This is a genomic window from Pseudomonas sp. FSL R10-0056, from assembly GCF_009600105.1.
GTDB lineage: Bacteria > Pseudomonadota > Gammaproteobacteria > Pseudomonadales > Pseudomonadaceae > Aquipseudomonas > Aquipseudomonas bubulae.
The window spans coordinates 1-16,334 of sequence record NZ_WIWL01000235.1 but is presented as its reverse complement, the minus strand read 5'-3'; the positions used below and the strand labels follow the sequence as shown (position 1 = coordinate 16,334).

Below are 16,334 nucleotides of genomic sequence, written 5' to 3'. Positions count from 1 at the left end.
CCATGTGAGAGTAGGTCATCGTCAAGATTAAATTCCAAACCCCCTGTCTGCTCACGCAGACAGGGGGTTTGTTTTTGCGCCGAGAAAAGTTTCGGCGCAACCTGTGCTCACTTTTTCGCTGCCCCATGCGTTTTTCAGAGCAAAAAAAACCACCTCGCAAGGTGGTTTTTTCGAGCCTGTGACTCAGTCGCCGTAGTAAATACAGCCACTGGTGCAGGTTTCATGAATGCGTATTGCCGACAGCTCTGGCAGCAAGGGTTTGAGCTGTTGCCAGATCCACTTGGCCAGAACTTCGCTGGTCGGGTTTTCCAGGCCAGGGATGTCGTTGAGGTAGTTGTGATCTAGCAGCTCATAAAGCGGTTTGAAAATCGCTTTGATTTCAGAAAAATCACGGATCCAGCCAGTTGCCGGGTCAATGTCGCCGCTTAGATGGATAGCAACCTTGAAGGAGTGACCGTGCAACCGCCCGCATTTATGGCCTTCAGGAACGTAAGGCAGGCGGTGCGCAGATTCGAAGGTAAACTCTTTGAAAATTTCCACAATAGTTATAGCTCTGAAGAGGTGACTATCGCCTGAGCGATAAATACAGGGCAGCAGTTTAACAGTTAACGCCCGCAGCAGGTGCATACCTCCAGCCATGCGGTATCAGGGCGGCCGATTCAGTTTCAATTAAGCTCGTGGCGTTATGCTTCGACCTTTTAATATCGTAAGAATGACGCTAAGGGAGGCCCTGGAGGTCAGTGATGACAGTGAACCTGCGAGTTGGCGGACTTGTCGTACTTGTGCTCTGTGCTTTCTGCTCCTTGGCCATTGCACGTGACCTGGGGCAAGACGAGGCATTGCGTTTGCGTGAGCAAGGGCTTATTCAGCCCCTGGAGCAACTGCTGCAAAAAGCTCTGGAGCGGCACCCGGGCGCAAAGTTGCTGGAGGTAGAGCTGGAGGAGGATGACGATATTTATGTTTACGAGGTTGAGCTGCTTACCACCAGTGGCGTAGTGCGCGAGATCAAGCTGAACGCCAGTAATGGTCAATTGCTCAAAGACGAGGTAGATGATTAATGCGGTTGCTGCTGGTTGAAGATCACGTCCCCTTGGCTGATGAACTGATGGCCGGTTTGGCCCGTTTGGGCTATGCCGTTGATTGGTTGGCTGATGGCCGTGATGCTCTTTATCAGGGGCAGAGCGAACCCTATGACCTGATTATCCTTGATCTGGGCTTGCCCGGGATGTCCGGTATCGATGTTCTCAAGCAGTGGCGTGCCAAAGGCCTGGCCACACCTGTGCTTATTCTGACTGCCCGGAGTTCATGGTCCGAGCGCATCGACGGGCTAAAGGCCGGTGCTGATGATTACGTGACCAAGCCCTTTCATCCTGAAGAACTGCAGTTACGGGTACAAGCGTTGTTGCGCCGCTCCCACGGGCAACCGAATCAGCCTTTATTGAGTTCTGCCGGGCTGCAACTGGATGAAGCCCGTCAATGTGTTATCCATGACGGCACCGAGGTGCAGTTGACTGCCGCCGAGTTTCGGCTTTTGCGCTATTTCATGTTGCACCCGCAACAGATCCTCTCGAAAAGCCATCTGGCCGAGCATCTCTATGACGGTGAGACCGAGCGTGATTCCAATGTGCTTGAGGTTCATGTGAACCATCTGCGTCGTAAGCTTGGGCGCACAGTCATCGAAACCCGTCGTGGTCAGGGTTATATGTTCGGTACGGCCAGTCAGTGAAGTCCATGCAAAGGCGCTTGAGCCTGGGTTTGATCAGTGTGCTCTTGATTGCCGGTCTGGTAGTAGGCCAGGTCAGTCTGTGGTTGTTTGAAAATGGCCTTCAGCGTTATCTGGAGTCAGGCCTGCAAAACGACAGCGAGAACTTGCTGATTGCCTTGAGTCGTGGCCCCCAGGGCTTGCAACTGGATGAGCGGCGTTTGTCGCCGGCGTATCAGCGGCCATTTTCCGGGCACTATTTCAGTATTGAATTCGGGGAGACTCACTGGCGTTCACGCTCGCTGTGGGATGCTCAATTGCCGCGCCCCGACCGACCGGGCCTGAGTCGTGAACTACAGCCTGGCCCGGAAGGGCAGATGTTACTGGTCTTGCGCAGCGACTATCAGCGCCTTGGCCAGGCGGTATCGATCACGGTGGCTCAGGACTACACGCCGATACGCGATAGCTTGCGTCAAGTTCAACGGATCGGTCTTGGTATGGGGGTCTTGGCCCTTATTGTGATTTTGCTGCTGCAGCGCGTCACGGTTCGCCGTGCCCTGCGGCCGTTGGAAACAGCACGCCAGCAAATTTCTCAGCTTCAGTCGGGGCAGCGCTCTCAGCTGGATGCCCGGGTGCCCCTTGAGCTTGAGCCACTGGTCACGCAGATTAACCATTTGCTGGCTCATACCGAAGACACCCTCAAACGCTCGCGCAATGCGCTGGGCAACCTGGGGCATGCACTCAAAACTCCGTTGGCGGTGTTGATCAGCCTGGCCAACGATCCGCGGCTTGCGGCTTATCCGCAGATACAAAATACATTGTGTGAACAGTTGGAGCAGATACAGCAGCGCATGAGCCGTGAGCTTAACCGTGCGCGTCTTGCGGGCGATGCCTTGCCGGGTGCGCAATTCGATGCGGATGCAGAGTTGCCGGGGCTGCTGTCGACCCTCGGGATGATCCACGGCGAGCATCTGCAACTGACGCACAACGTTGCGCCGGGGTTGCTGTTGCCCTGGGATCGGGAAGACATGCTCGAATTGCTCGGCAATCTTCTGGATAACGCCTGCAAATGGGCGGACTCCCAAGTCGAACTGAGCATCAGCCAAACTGGCGACGGGTTTGTCATTGAAGTACAGGACGATGGCCCGGGCATTCCCGAGACTGAGCGTGATCAGGTGTTCAGTCGTGGTATGCGCCTTGACGAGCAAGCCAGTGGTCACGGCTTGGGGCTTGGCATCGTGCGGGATATTGTTGAAGCGTGGGGTGGCAAACTGCAGCTTGGAACGGCTGAGATAGGCGGGTTGCTGGTGAGCATCAAGCTACCGGCGCGTAAGCAAAAGGCGACGACGGCTTAAAGCCGTCATCGCCAAAGGGTCAGACGCGGAACTGATCCATCAGTTTTTGCTGCTGGTTGGCCAGTGAGTTAAGCGACTGGCTGACCCGTGCAGATTCATTGGCTTGCTCAGACAATGACTCGGTAACATCGCGAATGGTAGCAACGTTGTTGTTGATCTCTTCCGCCACGGCACTTTGTTCTTCTGCCGCACTGGCAATCTGCAAGTTCATGTCGGTAATCACGGTCACGGCATCGCCGATCTGTTGCAGGGCGGTCACGGCTTGGCCCACCTGCTCGACACTGCCCTGGGCCTGGCGATGGCTGTTGCTCATGGAGCTCACCACTTCCTGGGTGCCGGCTTGCAGTTGTTCGATGACCTGGCGGGTTTCTTCAACCGATTCCTGGGTCCGGCGTGCCAGGTTGCGTACCTCGTCGGCCACCACGGCAAACCCGCGTCCGGCTTCGCCTGCTCGTGCCGCTTCGATCGCTGCGTTCAAGGCGAGGAGGTTGGTCTGTTCGGCAATTGCACGAATAACTTCCAGTACCGATCCGATTTTCTCGCTATCGGCAGCCAGCCCTTCAACCTGGGTCATGGCTACGCTCATGTCGGCGGCCAGATGATCGATACTGGCGGTGGTGCGATCGATGATGGTCAAGCCCTGTCGTGTGGCCTGGTCGGCATCACGGGCGGCCTGGGCCGCTTGCGCTGCGCTGCGTGCCACATCCTGTGCGGTAGCGCTCATCTCATGGGAAGCAGTGGCTGCCTGATCGACCTGACGGTATTGCTGCTCCATGCCTGCGCTGGTCTGGGTGGCAATCGCCGCTGACTGATCGGCCGTACTGCGGGCATCCTGCACCGAGCGTTTGACCTCGGCGATGGTCGGTTGCAGTTTGTCGAGAAAGCGGTTGAACCAGCTGGCCAGTTGCCCCAATTCATCTTTTTTATCGTAGGCCAGGCGACGGGTCAGGTCTCCCTCACCGCTGGCAATATCTTCCAGCATATGGGCCACGCCGAGGATTGGCCGGGTCACGCTACGGGCCATCAGCCACACCAGCAAGAGCCCGATAATGGCCGCCAGTGAGCCCCAGGCCAGCTCGATCAATGCTCCGGCTTTATTACGCTCGTCCAGTTCGGCCTGCAACGCCTGGGCCGGGCCGATCAGAACTTTCTCGGGTACGTCGAGCAACACGCCCCACGGCTTGCTGCCCGGAATCGGCAGGAAGGGCGTGAGCACCTTCAGGCGTTGCTGGCTGCGAATGCTTTGTACCTGATCACCGCTGGCCATCATTCGGATCAGGGCCGTGCCATCGTTGCTGTCGACCTGATCGAGGCGTTGGGCAAGTTTGCTGGCATCAGCACTGAAACCGGCCAGGATGCCTGCCGAACTGATGATGCCCACCCGGGTTTCCCCGTCGTACAGTCGCTGGCTGGCTTGCAGGCTGAGGGCTTGCAAGCTGTTGAGGTTGATATCCACCGACAGCGAAGCGATGACTTTACCGTCCACGATCAATGGGAAAACGATACTGGTCAGCAGTACGCTTTGCCCGTCGATTGTATAAAAGTAAGGCTCGATGATGCACGGTTTGCGTGTGGTGCGCGGGCAGGTAAACCATGCGTTGTTGGCCTGGCCACTGGGCCCGGTGCTGGTATCGGCCATGTCTGATTCGGGCAGTGCCATCGAGGTCAGCTTGCCCGGCGTCGGTTGCGACCAGTACAGGGCAAAGCGGCCCTTGTCGTTACTGCCCAGTTCTTTTTGATGATCGAACAGCTGATCCTTGCCATCCAGTGCGTTGGCTTCGAAAACCAGCGAGAGCCCCAGCAAGTCCGGGTTGGCCTGCAGGGCGGCTTTGACCTGACGGGTCAGGTCTTCACGCAGGTCGAAGGCATCCAGAAAGCGTTTTTCCGATTGCTCACGCAAAAACAGGACTTGGCGGGCGAAGCCGTTGCCGTACTGGTAGGCGTCCATAAACTGGCGGCTGATTGCCAGTGCCTGGGCTTCACCCTGCGCTTCAATGCGGGCCTGTGCCGCCTCATTGAGCATCTGCGAGCTGGATGCCTCCACCAGATCGGCAGTGTGGTCCATGCGATAGAGCGAAAGCCCCACCAGCAGGGTAACAACACCCAGCAGGCTGAGCCCGGCGAGAAGGGTGATTTTCCATTGGATGGAAAGCTGTCTGAGCGACATGGAGACATCCTGACTAAAAGAGGCTTTGTCTGTTAGCGGCCGCAGGTGGTATTTCTTTATGCCAAACCCCGTTTTTTTAGTATGTGACCCTCCCTTTAAAAGTACGATTTGGCCCTGCAAATACTAGGGTTAAGGCCGATTGTGGACGATTGTGGGGCCGCTATCGGCATGCGCTTTGACATGACGCTGATGGTGCTGCAAAGTGTGCGCCCCCAAATACACCCACACTTCCAGATCCGGCGATTGGAACAGTCTTCTTTTGCCCGAAATTTTCCGCTTCACGGTGTTTTTATCGTGGTGCGCGCTATGAGGTTGTAATGATGAATGCAGTAATTGCCGCGGTCGGCATCATGCTGGTGCTCAGTCTGTCCCGTGTGCATGTGGTTATCGCACTGATTGTGGGTGCCCTTGTGGGCGGCCTGGTCGGCGGGCTGGGTATCGAGGCTACGCTAAATGCGTTTAATGGCGGCTTGGGTGGCGGTGCTCAGGTCGCTTTGTCCTATGCGATGCTGGGCGCTTTCGCAGTAGCCATTGCCAAGTCTGGCCTGGCCCATGCCATGGCCGATAAAGCACTGCGCATGGTCAACAAGCAGCAAGCCGTGGGTGGCAATCGGGTCAAATGGCTATTGATCGGCTTGCTGCTGGTGGTGGCTATTTCATCGCAGAATATTCTTCCTATTCATATCGCCTTTATCCCGCTCTTGGTTCCGCCGCTGTTGTATGTGCTGACCAAACTGAAAATCGATCGGCGCCTGATCGCCTGTGTCATGACCTTTGGTTTGATCACGCCCTACATGTTCTTGCCGGTGGGCTTTGGCAACATCTTCCTTAACCAGATACTGCTCGCCAACGTCAGCAAAAGTGGCGTGGATATCAGCGCTGTCAACGTGACCCACGCCATGGCAATCCCGGCTTTGGGCATGTTATTCGGCTTGCTGGTGGCGGTATTTATCAGCTACCGCAAAAAGCGCGATTATGATCTGGGCAAGATCGAGCAGGTCGAGCAGGTGGCCATTAGTTATAACCCGCGCACATTGCTGGTGGCTGGGGTGGCCATTGCAGCGGCGTTTATCATTCAGCTGTGGCTGGGCTCCATGATCATTGGTGCGCTGGCAGGCTTTCTGATTTTCTCGGCCTCGGGGATCGTGCGCTGGCGTGAGACCGACGATCTGTTTACCGAAGGCATGAAAATGATGGCCATGATTGGTTTCATCATGATCGCCGCTTCGGGTTTCGCCGAAGTGCTCAAAGCCACGGGGGAGGTCAAGTCGCTGGTTGAAGCGTCTGCCGGCTGGATCAACCACAGCAAGGGGGTAGGTGCACTGCTGATGTTGCTGGTGGGTTTGCTGGTGACCATGGGCATCGGCTCGTCCTTTTCAACGGTGCCTATCCTGGCGGCCATTTTTGTGCCGCTGTGTGTGCAACTGGGTTTCAGCCCCATGGCCATCGTGTGTATCGTCGGTACGGCGGGCGCTCTGGGCGATGCCGGTTCGCCAGCGTCGGACTCCACCCTGGGCCCGACTTCCGGTCTGAATATTGACGGTCAGCATCACCACATCTGGGACACCGTGGTGCCCACCTTCCTGCATTACAACTTGCCACTGCTGGCCTTTGGCTGGGTTGCGGCAATGGTCTTATAAGGCACGGGTTTTACGGCAGTTCGATCCGGCCGATTTCTCCGGGAACGGTCGGCCAGTCGCCTGCCGCCCAGCGCGCTCTGGCCTTTTCGATAAGGGCCGGGTCGCTGGCGACGAAGTTCCAGTTCATGCGCCGCGGGCCATCCAGCGGTGCGCCGCCGATCAGCACCAGGTGGCAGTCGCTGTCGGCACTCAGGGTCATCTCTTCGCCTGCTTCCAGCAGCACAAGGCTGTGGGGCTCCAGTGCCTGGCCATCCAGTTGCACGTCACCTTCAAGCATATAAAGCGCGCGTTCCGGGTAGTCGGCCGGGATCAGCAAGGTGGTGGCCGTTTGCATATGCACGTCTGCGTAAAGGGTAGGCGAGAGCACCGGTACCGGTGAAGTCAGGCAAAAGCCTGTTCCGGCTATCAGGCGAATCCGTACCCCGAGGTTGTCGCTTACGGGCAGGCTGTCGGCGGGGTGATGACTGTAGTGGCTTGCACCTTGCTCGTGGGTTTTGGGTGATGCCAGCCACACCTGCAGGCCGTGCAAATGTGAACCCTGCTCTAGCAATGATACCGGCGTGCGTTCGATATGGGCAATGGCTGCACCGGCGGTCATCCAGCTGACATCGCCGGGACCCACCAGTTGGTCAGATCCCAGGCTGTCCTTGTGCTGAATCTGGCCTTCAAACAGATAAGTCAGCGTAGACAGACCAATATGCGGGTGCTGTCGGATATTCATGCCGCTACCGGCAGGGTAATGGGTTAGCAGCATGTGGTCGAAAAATACGAATGGCCCGACGCTGCGGCATTTTGCCGAGGGCAGGGGGCGCAAAATCGGTTGGCCTTCTACGTCCTCGGCCCGAGGTCGGATCACTGTGAGTGCGCGCATGGTGCTGGCCCGGCAATGGATAAGCGCTGAGCATAACCCAGCGCTTATCCGGGCGGCAGGCCGTTACTGGCTGAAAGCGCCTTCAGACAGGTGGGTTTCGATGGTGACCTCGGCGGTGGTCATCAGTTTATGCACCGGGCACTTGTCGGCCACATTGTGCAGTTCCTCGCGCTGAGCGTCGGTCAGTACGCCCTTGAGGGTCAGTTTGACGTGCAGGGCATATTTGCCCTTAAGTTCTTCGCTGGCGTCGTGTTTGACTTCAACCGTGACTCCGGTGAGCGGGATCTCTTTTCTCTGTGCGTATAGCTTGAGCGTCAGCGCTTTGCAGGCGCCAAGGGCGGCATCGAAATAATCATGGGGGGTAGGGGCGCTGCCTTCGCCGCCCATTGTTTTGGGCAGATCGGTGAACACTTCGTAATCGTCGATCTTGATGCTGTGACGAAAACCTTCGTGTGACACGGTATTAACGGTAACAGTCATGGCAAACCTCAGCGTGGAGTGATTAAACGTCCTGATCTTTATAGAGCATGCTGGCGGCTGTACGTTCCCTCGGACAAAAAAATGCCCCGAACCAGTCGGGGCATTTTTTACATCGCGAGCGGGTGGCTTATTTGCCAGCCCAGCGCTTGAGGACCAGAGTGGCGTTGGTGCCACCGAAGCCGAAGCTGTTGCTCATCACGTTGTTGAGCGTGACGTTCTCGCGGGTCTTGGTCAGGATCGGCATGTCGGCAACGACAGGATCGATCTCTTCGATGTTGGCCGAGCCAGCGATGAAATTGCCTTCCATCATCAGCAGGCAGTAGATCGCTTCATGAACGCCTGCGGCGCCCAGGGAGTGACCCGACAGGCTTTTGGTCGAGCTGATGGCCGGGGCCTTGTCGCCGAATACCGCGCGCACACCTTCCATTTCCTTGGCGTCGCCTACCGGAGTAGAGGTGCCGTGGGTGTTGAGGTAGTCGATCGGGCCGTCAACGGTGGCCATTGCCATCTGCATGCAGCGGATGGCGCCTTCACCGCTTGGGGCAACCATGTCGTAGCCGTCGGATGTTGCGCCGTAGCCGACGATTTCAGCGTAGATCTTGGCGCCACGGGCCAGGGCGTGTTCCAGTTCTTCAACAACAACCATGCCGCCGCCACCGGCGATGACGAAGCCGTCGCGGTTTTTGTCGTAGGCACGGGACGCTTTTTCAGGCGTGTCGTTGTACTGGGTGGACAGGGCGCCCATGGCGTCGAACAGGAACGACTGGCTCCAATGTTCTTCTTCGCCGCCGCCGGCAAATACGATGTCCTGCTTGCCCAGCTGGATCTGCTCGACTGCAGTGCCGATGCAATGGGCGCTGGTGGCGCAGGCAGAGGAGATCGAGTAGTTCACGCCCTTGATTTTGAAGGGGGTGGCCAGGCAGGCGGAAACGGTGCTGCCCATGGTCCGCGTAACGCGGTACGGGCCAACACGCTTGACGCCTTTTTCACGCAGGATATCGAGTGCTTCCATCTGATTCAGGGTCGACGCGCCGCCGGAGCCGGCGATCAGGCCGGTACGCGGGTTGGAGACTTGCTCCTCGGTCAGGCCCGAATCAGTGATGGCGTCTTTCATGGCCAGGTAGGCGTAAGCCGCTGCGTGGCCGACGAAGCGATAGATCTTGCGATCGATCAGCTCTTCGAGAGGCAGGTCAATGGAGCCGGAAACCTGGCTACGCAGACCCATTTCGGCATATTCCGGGTTGAATCGGATGCCAGGGCGACTTGCACGCAGGTTAGCGGAGACGGTCTCTTTGTCATTGCCCAGGCACGAAACGATGCCCAGACCAGTGATAACGACGCGGCGCATGCGGATAACCCTTAAAAGTTGTCAGTGGAAGTAAATACGCCGACCCGAAGGCCTTCGGCAGTATAAATCTCGCGACCGTCGACAGTTACCGAACCATCGGCAATGGCCAGGTTCAGCTTGCCCTTGAGGACGCGCTTGATTTGAATGTTGTAGGTGACTTTCTTGGCGGTCGGCAAGACCTGGCCAAAGAACTTCACTTCGCCCGAACCCAGGGCACGACCGCGGCCCGGCAGGCCCTGCCAGCCCAGGTAGAAGCCGACCAGCTGCCACATGGCATCAAGGCCCAGGCAGCCCGGCATCACCGGATCGCCTTCGAAATGGCAGGCGAAGAACCACAGGTCCGGGGTGATATCCAGCTCGGCGACCAATTCACCTTTGCCGTACTTGCCACCCTCTTCGCTGATATGGGTGATGCGATCTACCATCAGCATGTTAGGGGCGGGCAGTTGCGCGTTACCCGGGCCGAACAGTTCGCCGCGGCTACAGCGCAGCAGATCTTCCCGAGTAAAGGCGTTTTGTTTGGTCATGCGAGCTCCTCAATCATCCCATGCGGCGGGTGGGGCAAATCTTCCCGACCAACTGAAACACAGGTGTTTCAGTTCGCCAGCCTACACATAGACTATTGCGTTGTAGTGAAAGTCACAGCGCAAAGGACAAGAATGTACACTTGTGCACTGAAAATTTAAATCGGGCCGGTTCAGTGGCCCATTCGGGTGCCTAAGACTGCCGCACTTTTGTCTTTTACGCCAGTCGCAGGTGGCCTTTTAGCCATAAGTTACTGGACCCAGCGCTGCAGAATTTGTTCCAGGTCAGCGCGTTTGAACGGCTTTGCCAGGTAATCGTTCATTCCGGCCTGCAGGCAGGTCTCCCGGTCGCCCTGCAGGGCATTGGCGGTCAGGGCGATGATGGGCAGGGCCCGGCAACCGGGCAACTGGCGGATTTGCCGGGTGGCTTCATAGCCGTTGATGATCGGCAGCCGGCAGTCCATCAAGATCGCGGCGAAGCGCTCGCTGTTGGCAAAGTGAATGGCCTGTGCACCGTCACTGACCATAGTCACTTCATACCCCAGGCTGCTTAGCATGGCCTCAATGACGGTCTGGTTAACCTGGTTGTCTTCCACCAGCAGCACTTTGCGCCCGGGTGCACAGATGGCCCCAGGCTCCAGCAACGGTCTCTGGCTGAGCGTGACGGGTTGATGCAGTTGCAGCGGGATTTCGAGAGTGAACACCGAGCCTTGGGCCTCTTCGCTCATGGCGTGCAGCGTGCCGCCCATTCGCTCCGCCAGCGTGCGGGCGATGGGCAGGCCCAGCCCGGTGCCGCCATAACGTCGGGAAATAGAGCTGTCGGCCTGCTGGAAGGCGGTGAACATGGCGTCCAGTTTTTCGCTGTTGATCCCGATACCGCTGTCACGTACGGCGCAGGTAAACCAGATCAGTTCGTGATCCAGTTGTTGCCAGAGCGGTTCGATAATCACCTGACCCCGTTCAGTGAACTTCAGGGCATTACCGATCAGGTTGACCAGGATTTGCCGGATCCGGGTCGGATCGCCCAGTACAGGCAAGTCCTGCAGCCCTTCAGGAATGTTCAGTTGCAAGTGCAGGCCACGTTGCACGGCGTTGTGCTGGAATGCCTGGGCGCAGTTGCTGACCATTTCGGCGAGGTTGAAGGGGATACGCTCCAGCTCCAGTGCTGAGCGTTCGATTCGGGAGAAATCGAGGATGTCGTTGATGACCTTGAGCAAGTGTTCGGTGGATTCCGATGCCAGGGCGGCATATTCGGCCTGCTCTTCGGTCATCTGCGTGGTTTCCAGCAGTTGCAGCATGCCCAGCACGCCGTTCATGGGGGTGCGCAGTTCGTGACTCATCATGGCCAGGAAGTCGGTTTTCGCACGGTTGGCACGCTCGGCTTCTTCACGTGTCTGGATCAATTGCGCAATGGCAGATTGTTGCTCGCGGCTGGCTTGCTCAAGGCCTGTGGCCAGGTTGTTGATGTGTTGGGCCAATGTGCCCAGCTCGCCGTCGTCGACCACGGGCAAGGGGGTTTTATAGTCGCCGTACTGGATGGCCTTGACCGCCTTGCTCATGTCACTGATGGGCCTGGACAGGTTGGACGCCAGGCGCTTGGCCAGCAGATAAGTGAAGCCCAGGGCAAACAAGGCAAGAATCACGGCCTTGAGCAGGATTTCCTGCTGGCGCGTGCTGAACGCTTCGCCGGACATGCCGACCAGTACCCGGCCCAGATAATCTTCTGTCAGGTCCGCAGCCTGTCGATTGCCGAGCAGTAAATAACCGCCGGAGGGGCTCTTCTGCACTCTGACCGGCGCCTGAAACACTTCAACCTGCGAGCTCTTGTCAGCATTGGGCGCGGGATGCTCGGCGTGGGCCAGTATGTCGTTGGCCCGGTTCTGTACCTGCACGAATTGAACATGGGGAATGTTCAGCGAGGCGTTGATCAGGGTTTCCAGCACATCGTTGTTCCCCGACATGATCCCGTACTCGGTGGCGGGTGCCAGCTGGTTGGCGATCAATTGGCCGGTGTGCTTGAGTTCCTGGCGCAAATCCTGGATTCGTACGAAGGTAAAAAAGCTGATCAGCAACAGCGTCAATAGCAGGGCCGGGCCCAGACTCATCATCTGCGTGCGGGTGTGGATGTCCCACCGGCTGCGAGTCATCATGGGAACGCGGCTCCGTCGGTCAGTCGCCAGTGCGTCAGTCCATTTCCACTGTCCATTGTCATCCTTGACCTGCGCGTGTTCATTTTGAAGTGCAGCAATGCTGCCTCTGGGTGTGAGTACCGGAACCGCATGGTAACCGAGGTCCTGTTCTTTTTCAGTCATGGCCATCTATATGCTGTGGGGCTGGTCGCGGGGGATGTGCTCCGTATAATGCCGTCATTGCCACTGCTAGATGGATAACGGGATTGCATATGACTGAACAGCACGCTATTGCGGTCTTGGGAGGCGGAAGCTTTGGCACCGCCGTGGCCAACTTGCTGGCAGAAAACGGTCATCGAGTGCATCAGTGGATGCGCGACCCCGAGCAAGCCGAGGCCATTCGCCTCAACCGTGAAAACCCTCGTTACCTTAAAGGGATCAAGATTCATCCCGGGGTCGAGCCGGTCACTGACTTGCAGGCCACACTCGATGCCTGTCAGTTGTGCTTCGTGGCTTTGCCGTCCAGCGCCTTGCGCAGTGTGCTGGCGGAGCATGCCGGGCGCCTGAGCGGCAAGATGCTGGTCAGCCTGACCAAGGGGATTGAAGCTCACAGCTTCAAGCTGATGAGCGAGATCCTTGAAGAAATCGCCCCGCAGGCACGCATCGGTGTGCTGTCCGGGCCCAACCTCGCCCGCGAGGTGGCCGAACATGCGCTGACTGCCACCGTGGTCGCCAGTGCCGACGAAGAACTCTGCACCCGCGTGCAGGCTGCACTGCATGGCCGCACGTTCCGTGTCTACGCCAGTGCCGACCGCTTTGGCGTGGAGCTGGGCGGGGCCCTGAAAAACGTTTACGCGATCATCGCCGGCATGGCCGTGGCGCTGGGTATGGGCGAGAACACCAAAAGCATGCTGATTACCCGTGCCTTGGCAGAAATGACTCGCTTCGCCGTCAGCCAGGGTGCCAACCCCATGACCTTTCTCGGGCTGGCAGGAGTAGGCGACTTGATCGTTACCTGCTCATCGCCTAAAAGCCGCAACTATCAGGTCGGCTTTGCCCTGGGGCAGGGGCTGAGCCTTGAAGATGCCGTTACCCGCCTGGGTGAAGTGGCCGAAGGCGTGAATACCCTCAAGGTACTCAAGGCCAAGGCGCAGGAACTGAACGTTTACATGCCATTGGTTGCCGGGTTGCACGCAATCCTGTTCGAGGGCTACACCCTGGAGCAGGTGATCGGGCAATTGATGCGTGGCGAGCCCAAGACCGATGTCGACTTTATCTCCACCAGCGGTTTTAACTGAGCACCACAGGAGCAGCACATGAACGACACTAAAAACGCACCCAAGTACGAGTCGCTTGTTTTGCGCGTGCTGTGGATGCTGGTTTTCCTGCTGGTCTGGCAGGTGGCACAACTGGTTCTTGGCGGGCTGGTGCTGGTGCAGTTGATTTACCGTGTGGTCTACGGTGCGCCCAATGGCGGCTTGATGAACTTTGGTGACAGCCTGAGCCTTTACCTGGCGCAGATCGGTCGTTTCGGCAGTTTTCACACCGAACAAAAACCCTGGCCGTTCGCCGACTGGCCAGTGCCGCGGGCACCTGAAGGCGAAGCGCCCTACACGCCAGGCGCCAATGGTGAAGGGACCAAGCCATGAAAGTCTGGATTCTGCGTCATGGCGAAGCCGAGCCCCATGCCCGCCGTGATGCCGAGCGTGAGCTGACCCCCCACGGGCGTGAGCAGGTGCTGGGCAGCGCCGCTCATTTGATTGGCCAGCCGCTGGACTGCATTCTGGTCAGTCCTTATGTGCGCGCCCAGCAAACCGCCGCGTTGGTTTGCCAGGCCCTGGGCTTTTCATCGCCACCCGTCACCGTGCCCTGGCTGACGCCCGAAAGTGAACCCAAGTATGCGCTCGGCAAACTGCCGGACAGCGGCAATGTGCTGTTGGTCAGTCATCAGCCGTTTGTAGGTGAATTGATCAGCCTGATGCTGCACGGGCACATGCGGCAACCGCAGCCCATGCACACGGCCAGCCTGGTGGAGCTTGAAGGTGAGTGGCCGCTGGCGGGCAGCATGACATTGCTCAGCGCATATCACCCCTGAGCATTGCAGCGGTTGCACAGTACGGTCGTAGTGCAAGATAGTTGGGGGCGGGTTAATGGCATTTGACGCTTGCGTCGAGGGCCAGTGGCTCCGTCACCAACACTCACTGACCAAGGAATGACCACATGAGCTTGTGGACGACCCAGCCAGATCTGGCACGCCTCAATGAAATGCGCAAAAACACCATTTGCGATGTGCTGGATATCACGTTCGATGCGTTTGACGACAACTCCATCACCGCAAGCATGGTAGTGGACCATCGTACCCACCAGCCCTTCGGCTTGCTGCATGGCGGTGCGTCGGTGGTGCTGGCAGAAACACTCGGCTCGATGGCCAGCTACATGTGCATCGATACGCAAAAATTCTATTGTGTGGGCCTTGAGGTCAATGCCAACCACTTGCGTGGCGTGCGCAGCGGCCGGGTGAGTGCAATCGCACGCCCGGTCCATATCGGTCGCACCACCCATGTGTGGGATATCCGCCTGAGCGACGACAGCGGTAAAATAAACTGCATCTCGCGCCTGACCATCGCCGTTGTGCCCCTGGGTGAAACACCCCCAGCGCGGTGATCAAACGGTCAGTCAATGGCCGTAGTGTCGTCACTCATGGCGCATACGGTCATTGATATGAAGAATATTCCTGCAGACAATACGGAATTCTTCCTACATCTGGATGCCTTGTATGTCTCGGCAGATTTTTTTCGCCCATGCCAACGGCTTCCCTTCAGCCACGTACGGGAAGTTGTTCAATGCCCTGGCGCCGGATTTTTGCGTGACGCATTTGTCACAGCACGGGCATGACCCGCGTTACCCGGTGGACAACAACTGGCATAACCTGGTCGATGAGCTGATATATCATCTTCGCCAGCAAGCCGGGCCCGTACTGGGCGTGGGTCACTCGCTGGGCGGGATGTTGCATTTGCATGCCGCAATCCGCTGCCCGCAGCTTTACCGGGGCGTCGTCATGCTGGATTCGCCGGTGTTGACGCGCACTGATCAATGGGTGATTCGCGCGGCCAAGCGCTTTGGCCTGATTGATCGCCTGACCCCCGCCGGTCGCACGCTGGGGCGGCGTGAAGAGTTTGCCGACCGTGAAGCGGCACGCGCTTACTTTGCCGGCAAATCACTGTTTCGCAGCTTTGACCCCGATTGCTTCGAGGCCTATCTGGAGCACGGCTTGCAACCTGTGGATGAGTGTTTGCGGTTGCGCTTTGACCCTGCCACCGAAATCGATATCTATCGCAGCGTTCCGCATACCAGCCCCGGGCAGGCCTTCAAGCTGCAGGTGCCGCTGACCGTGGTGCGTGGTCGCGACAGCCGCGTGGTCATGAACCATCATGCCAGGGCGGTGGCGCGCATGCCCAACGGCGAGGCGTTGAGTGTGCCGGGCGGGCACATGTTCCCGCTTGAGCAGCCGCAGGATACCGCCAGCCTGCTGAAACAGATTTTTGCCCGCTGGGAACTCCGTCATCCCGGCCTTTAACGAGCATTTCGCATGAGCCCTGTGGTTGAAGAAATTCGTCTGAGCCTGCCGCATATCGAGCTGGCTGCACATATATTCGGCCCCGAGGATGGCTTGCCTGTTATCGCCCTGCATGGTTGGCTGGACAACGCCAACAGCTTTGCCCGGCTGGCGCCAAAGCTGACGGGCTTGCGTATCGTGGCCCTGGATTTTGCCGGGCATGGCCATTCCGATCACCGTCCCCGTGGCGCCGGCTATGCGCTGGCGGACTATGCCTTTGATGTGCTGTGCGTGGCCGAGCAACTGGGCTGGGAGCGCTTTGCTCTGCTTGGGCACTCACTGGGTGCCATTGTGTCTGTGGTCATTGCCGGTTCGTTCCCGGAGCGCGTGACCCGCATGGGGCTGATTGATGGCATTGTCGCGCGCAGCGGCCCCGAGGGTGATGCCGCCGAGCGCATGGGCCAGGCTCTGCAGGCGCAGCTCGATCTGGAGCACAAGCGAAAGTCGGTGCATCCGACACTCGACCGGGCTGTCGAAGCGCGGATGAAAGGCCTGGTAGCCG

The 16,334-nt window shown here is 58.2% G+C and carries 17 protein-coding genes and 1 pseudogene; 10 read left to right on the top strand and 8 right to left on the bottom strand.

The genetic code is table 11. From position 1 onward, the window contains the following. Positions 1 to 183: 183 nt before the first annotated feature. Positions 184 to 540 (bottom strand): 6-carboxytetrahydropterin synthase QueD, encoded by a 357-nt coding sequence (queD, locus tag GHO42_RS23810; RefSeq protein ID WP_019410510.1) that lies wholly within the window; start codon positions 538 to 540, stop codon positions 184 to 186. Positions 541 to 743: 203 nt separating this feature from the next. Between queD and GHO42_RS23805 the strand changes: the two genes are divergently transcribed. The 3 genes from GHO42_RS23805 to GHO42_RS23795 are packed head-to-tail and all read left to right on the top strand — an operon-like array spanning position 744 to position 3,057. Beyond that, positions 744 to 1,058 (top strand): PepSY domain-containing protein, encoded by a 315-nt coding sequence (locus GHO42_RS23805; protein ID WP_095002706.1) that lies wholly within the window; start codon positions 744 to 746, stop codon positions 1,056 to 1,058. Continuing rightward, positions 1,058 to 1,726 (top strand): response regulator transcription factor, encoded by a 669-nt coding sequence (locus tag GHO42_RS23800; RefSeq protein WP_095002705.1) that lies wholly within the window; start codon positions 1,058 to 1,060, stop codon positions 1,724 to 1,726. The genes GHO42_RS23805 and GHO42_RS23800 overlap by 1 nt, the downstream gene beginning before the upstream one ends. Further along, on the top strand, positions 1,723 to 3,057 hold the full coding sequence (locus GHO42_RS23795) for a sensor histidine kinase (protein ID WP_095021292.1): 1,335 nt from the start codon (positions 1,723 to 1,725) through the stop codon (positions 3,055 to 3,057). Before GHO42_RS23800 ends, GHO42_RS23795 begins: the two co-directional genes overlap by 4 nt. 19 nt (positions 3,058 to 3,076) lie before the next feature. Here the strand turns inward: GHO42_RS23795 and GHO42_RS26535 are convergent, their stop codons facing one another. Together GHO42_RS26535 and GHO42_RS26530 are read right to left on the bottom strand one after the other, a co-directional pair. Continuing rightward, complete coding sequence (locus GHO42_RS26535) at positions 3,077 to 3,832, bottom strand: methyl-accepting chemotaxis protein (RefSeq protein ID WP_370688632.1); 756 nt, start codon at positions 3,830 to 3,832, stop codon at positions 3,077 to 3,079. Between the two features lie 102 nt (positions 3,833 to 3,934). Beyond that, a pseudogene (locus tag GHO42_RS26530) lies at positions 3,935 to 4,081 on the bottom strand (HAMP domain-containing protein); the annotation flags it as partial. A 1,463-nt stretch (positions 4,082 to 5,544) separates the two neighbouring features. On the opposite strand from GHO42_RS26530, the gene GHO42_RS23785 reads away from it, so the two are divergent. Further along, positions 5,545 to 6,864, top strand: coding sequence for a Na+/H+ antiporter family protein (locus GHO42_RS23785; RefSeq protein WP_095002716.1), 1,320 nt, complete (start codon positions 5,545 to 5,547; stop codon positions 6,862 to 6,864). Positions 6,865 to 6,874: 10 nt separating this feature from the next. On the opposite strand, the gene GHO42_RS23780 is transcribed toward GHO42_RS23785, so the two are convergent. From GHO42_RS23780 to GHO42_RS23760, 5 genes are all read right to left on the bottom strand, one after another. Next, entirely contained in the window at positions 6,875 to 7,735 is an 861-nt protein-coding gene (locus GHO42_RS23780; protein ID WP_095002702.1) for a pirin family protein, read from the bottom strand. 63 nt (positions 7,736 to 7,798) lie between these two features. Continuing rightward, positions 7,799 to 8,215 (bottom strand): OsmC family protein, encoded by a 417-nt coding sequence (locus GHO42_RS23775; protein WP_095002701.1) that lies wholly within the window; start codon positions 8,213 to 8,215, stop codon positions 7,799 to 7,801. A gap of 127 nt (positions 8,216 to 8,342) precedes the next feature. Beyond that, complete coding sequence (gene fabB, locus GHO42_RS23770) at positions 8,343 to 9,563, bottom strand: beta-ketoacyl-ACP synthase I (protein WP_095002700.1); 1,221 nt, start codon at positions 9,561 to 9,563, stop codon at positions 8,343 to 8,345. 11 nt (positions 9,564 to 9,574) lie between these two features. Continuing rightward, positions 9,575 to 10,090 carry a 3-hydroxyacyl-[acyl-carrier-protein] dehydratase FabA gene (fabA, locus tag GHO42_RS23765; RefSeq protein WP_003210552.1) on the bottom strand — a complete coding sequence of 172 codons (516 nt, stop codon included), beginning with the start codon at positions 10,088 to 10,090 and terminating at the stop codon, positions 9,575 to 9,577. A 248-nt stretch (positions 10,091 to 10,338) separates the two neighbouring features. Beyond that, positions 10,339 to 12,237 carry a response regulator gene (locus GHO42_RS23760; protein WP_095002715.1) on the bottom strand — a complete coding sequence of 633 codons (1,899 nt, stop codon included), beginning with the start codon at positions 12,235 to 12,237 and terminating at the stop codon, positions 10,339 to 10,341. A gap of 251 nt (positions 12,238 to 12,488) precedes the next feature. On the opposite strand from GHO42_RS23760, the gene GHO42_RS23755 reads away from it, so the two are divergent. From GHO42_RS23755 to GHO42_RS23730, 6 genes are all read left to right on the top strand, one after another. Then, the gene (locus GHO42_RS23755; RefSeq protein ID WP_095002699.1) at positions 12,489 to 13,514 is read left to right on the top strand and encodes an NAD(P)H-dependent glycerol-3-phosphate dehydrogenase; all 1,026 of its coding nucleotides are present in this window, start codon (positions 12,489 to 12,491) and stop codon (positions 13,512 to 13,514) included. 18 nt (positions 13,515 to 13,532) lie between these two features. Next, complete coding sequence (locus GHO42_RS23750; RefSeq protein ID WP_095002698.1) at positions 13,533 to 13,865, top strand: DUF4389 domain-containing protein; 333 nt, start codon at positions 13,533 to 13,535, stop codon at positions 13,863 to 13,865. After that, positions 13,862 to 14,311, top strand: coding sequence for a phosphohistidine phosphatase SixA (gene sixA / locus GHO42_RS23745; protein WP_095002697.1), 450 nt, complete (start codon positions 13,862 to 13,864; stop codon positions 14,309 to 14,311). Before GHO42_RS23750 ends, sixA begins: the two co-directional genes overlap by 4 nt. 125 nt (positions 14,312 to 14,436) lie before the next feature. Further along, positions 14,437 to 14,880: a hotdog fold thioesterase gene (locus GHO42_RS23740; RefSeq protein WP_095002696.1), complete on the top strand. Its 444-nt coding sequence runs from the start codon at positions 14,437 to 14,439 to the stop codon at positions 14,878 to 14,880. Positions 14,881 to 14,992: 112 nt separating this feature from the next. Next, a complete protein-coding gene (locus GHO42_RS23735; protein ID WP_095002695.1) occupies positions 14,993 to 15,793 on the top strand; it encodes an alpha/beta fold hydrolase in 801 nt (266 codons plus the stop codon). A gap of 12 nt (positions 15,794 to 15,805) precedes the next feature. Beyond that, positions 15,806 to 16,334 (top strand): alpha/beta fold hydrolase (locus GHO42_RS23730; protein WP_153328779.1); only part of this gene is annotated, 529 nt, incomplete at its 3' end.

Bases quoted from the DNA above. Each gene is read 5' to 3' on its own strand.
- fabA (WP_003210552.1), bottom strand. From the start codon at position 10,090: ATGACCAAACAAAACGCCTTTACTCGGGAAGATCTGCTGCGCTGTAGC.
- GHO42_RS23805 (WP_095002706.1), top strand. From the start codon at position 744: ATGACAGTGAACCTGCGAGTTGGCGGACTTGTCGTACTTGTGCTCTGT.
- fabB (WP_095002700.1), bottom strand. From the start codon at position 9,563: ATGCGCCGCGTCGTTATCACTGGTCTGGGCATCGTTTCGTGCCTGGGC.
- GHO42_RS23740 (WP_095002696.1), top strand. From the start codon at position 14,437: ATGAGCTTGTGGACGACCCAGCCAGATCTGGCACGCCTCAATGAAATG.
- GHO42_RS23760 (WP_095002715.1), bottom strand. From the start codon at position 12,237: ATGATGACTCGCAGCCGGTGGGACATCCACACCCGCACGCAGATGATG.
- GHO42_RS23800 (WP_095002705.1), top strand. From the start codon at position 1,058: ATGCGGTTGCTGCTGGTTGAAGATCACGTCCCCTTGGCTGATGAACTG.
- GHO42_RS23735 (WP_095002695.1), top strand. From the start codon at position 14,993: ATGTCTCGGCAGATTTTTTTCGCCCATGCCAACGGCTTCCCTTCAGCC.
- GHO42_RS23750 (WP_095002698.1), top strand. From the start codon at position 13,533: ATGAACGACACTAAAAACGCACCCAAGTACGAGTCGCTTGTTTTGCGC.
- GHO42_RS23775 (WP_095002701.1), bottom strand. From the start codon at position 8,215: ATGACTGTTACCGTTAATACCGTGTCACACGAAGGTTTTCGTCACAGC.
- GHO42_RS23785 (WP_095002716.1), top strand. From the start codon at position 5,545: ATGAATGCAGTAATTGCCGCGGTCGGCATCATGCTGGTGCTCAGTCTG.
- GHO42_RS23755 (WP_095002699.1), top strand. From the start codon at position 12,489: ATGACTGAACAGCACGCTATTGCGGTCTTGGGAGGCGGAAGCTTTGGC.
- sixA (WP_095002697.1), top strand. From the start codon at position 13,862: ATGAAAGTCTGGATTCTGCGTCATGGCGAAGCCGAGCCCCATGCCCGC.
- GHO42_RS26535 (WP_370688632.1), bottom strand. From the start codon at position 3,832: ATGGAGCAGCAATACCGTCAGGTCGATCAGGCAGCCACTGCTTCCCAT.
- GHO42_RS23780 (WP_095002702.1), bottom strand. From the start codon at position 7,735: ATGCGCGCACTCACAGTGATCCGACCTCGGGCCGAGGACGTAGAAGGC.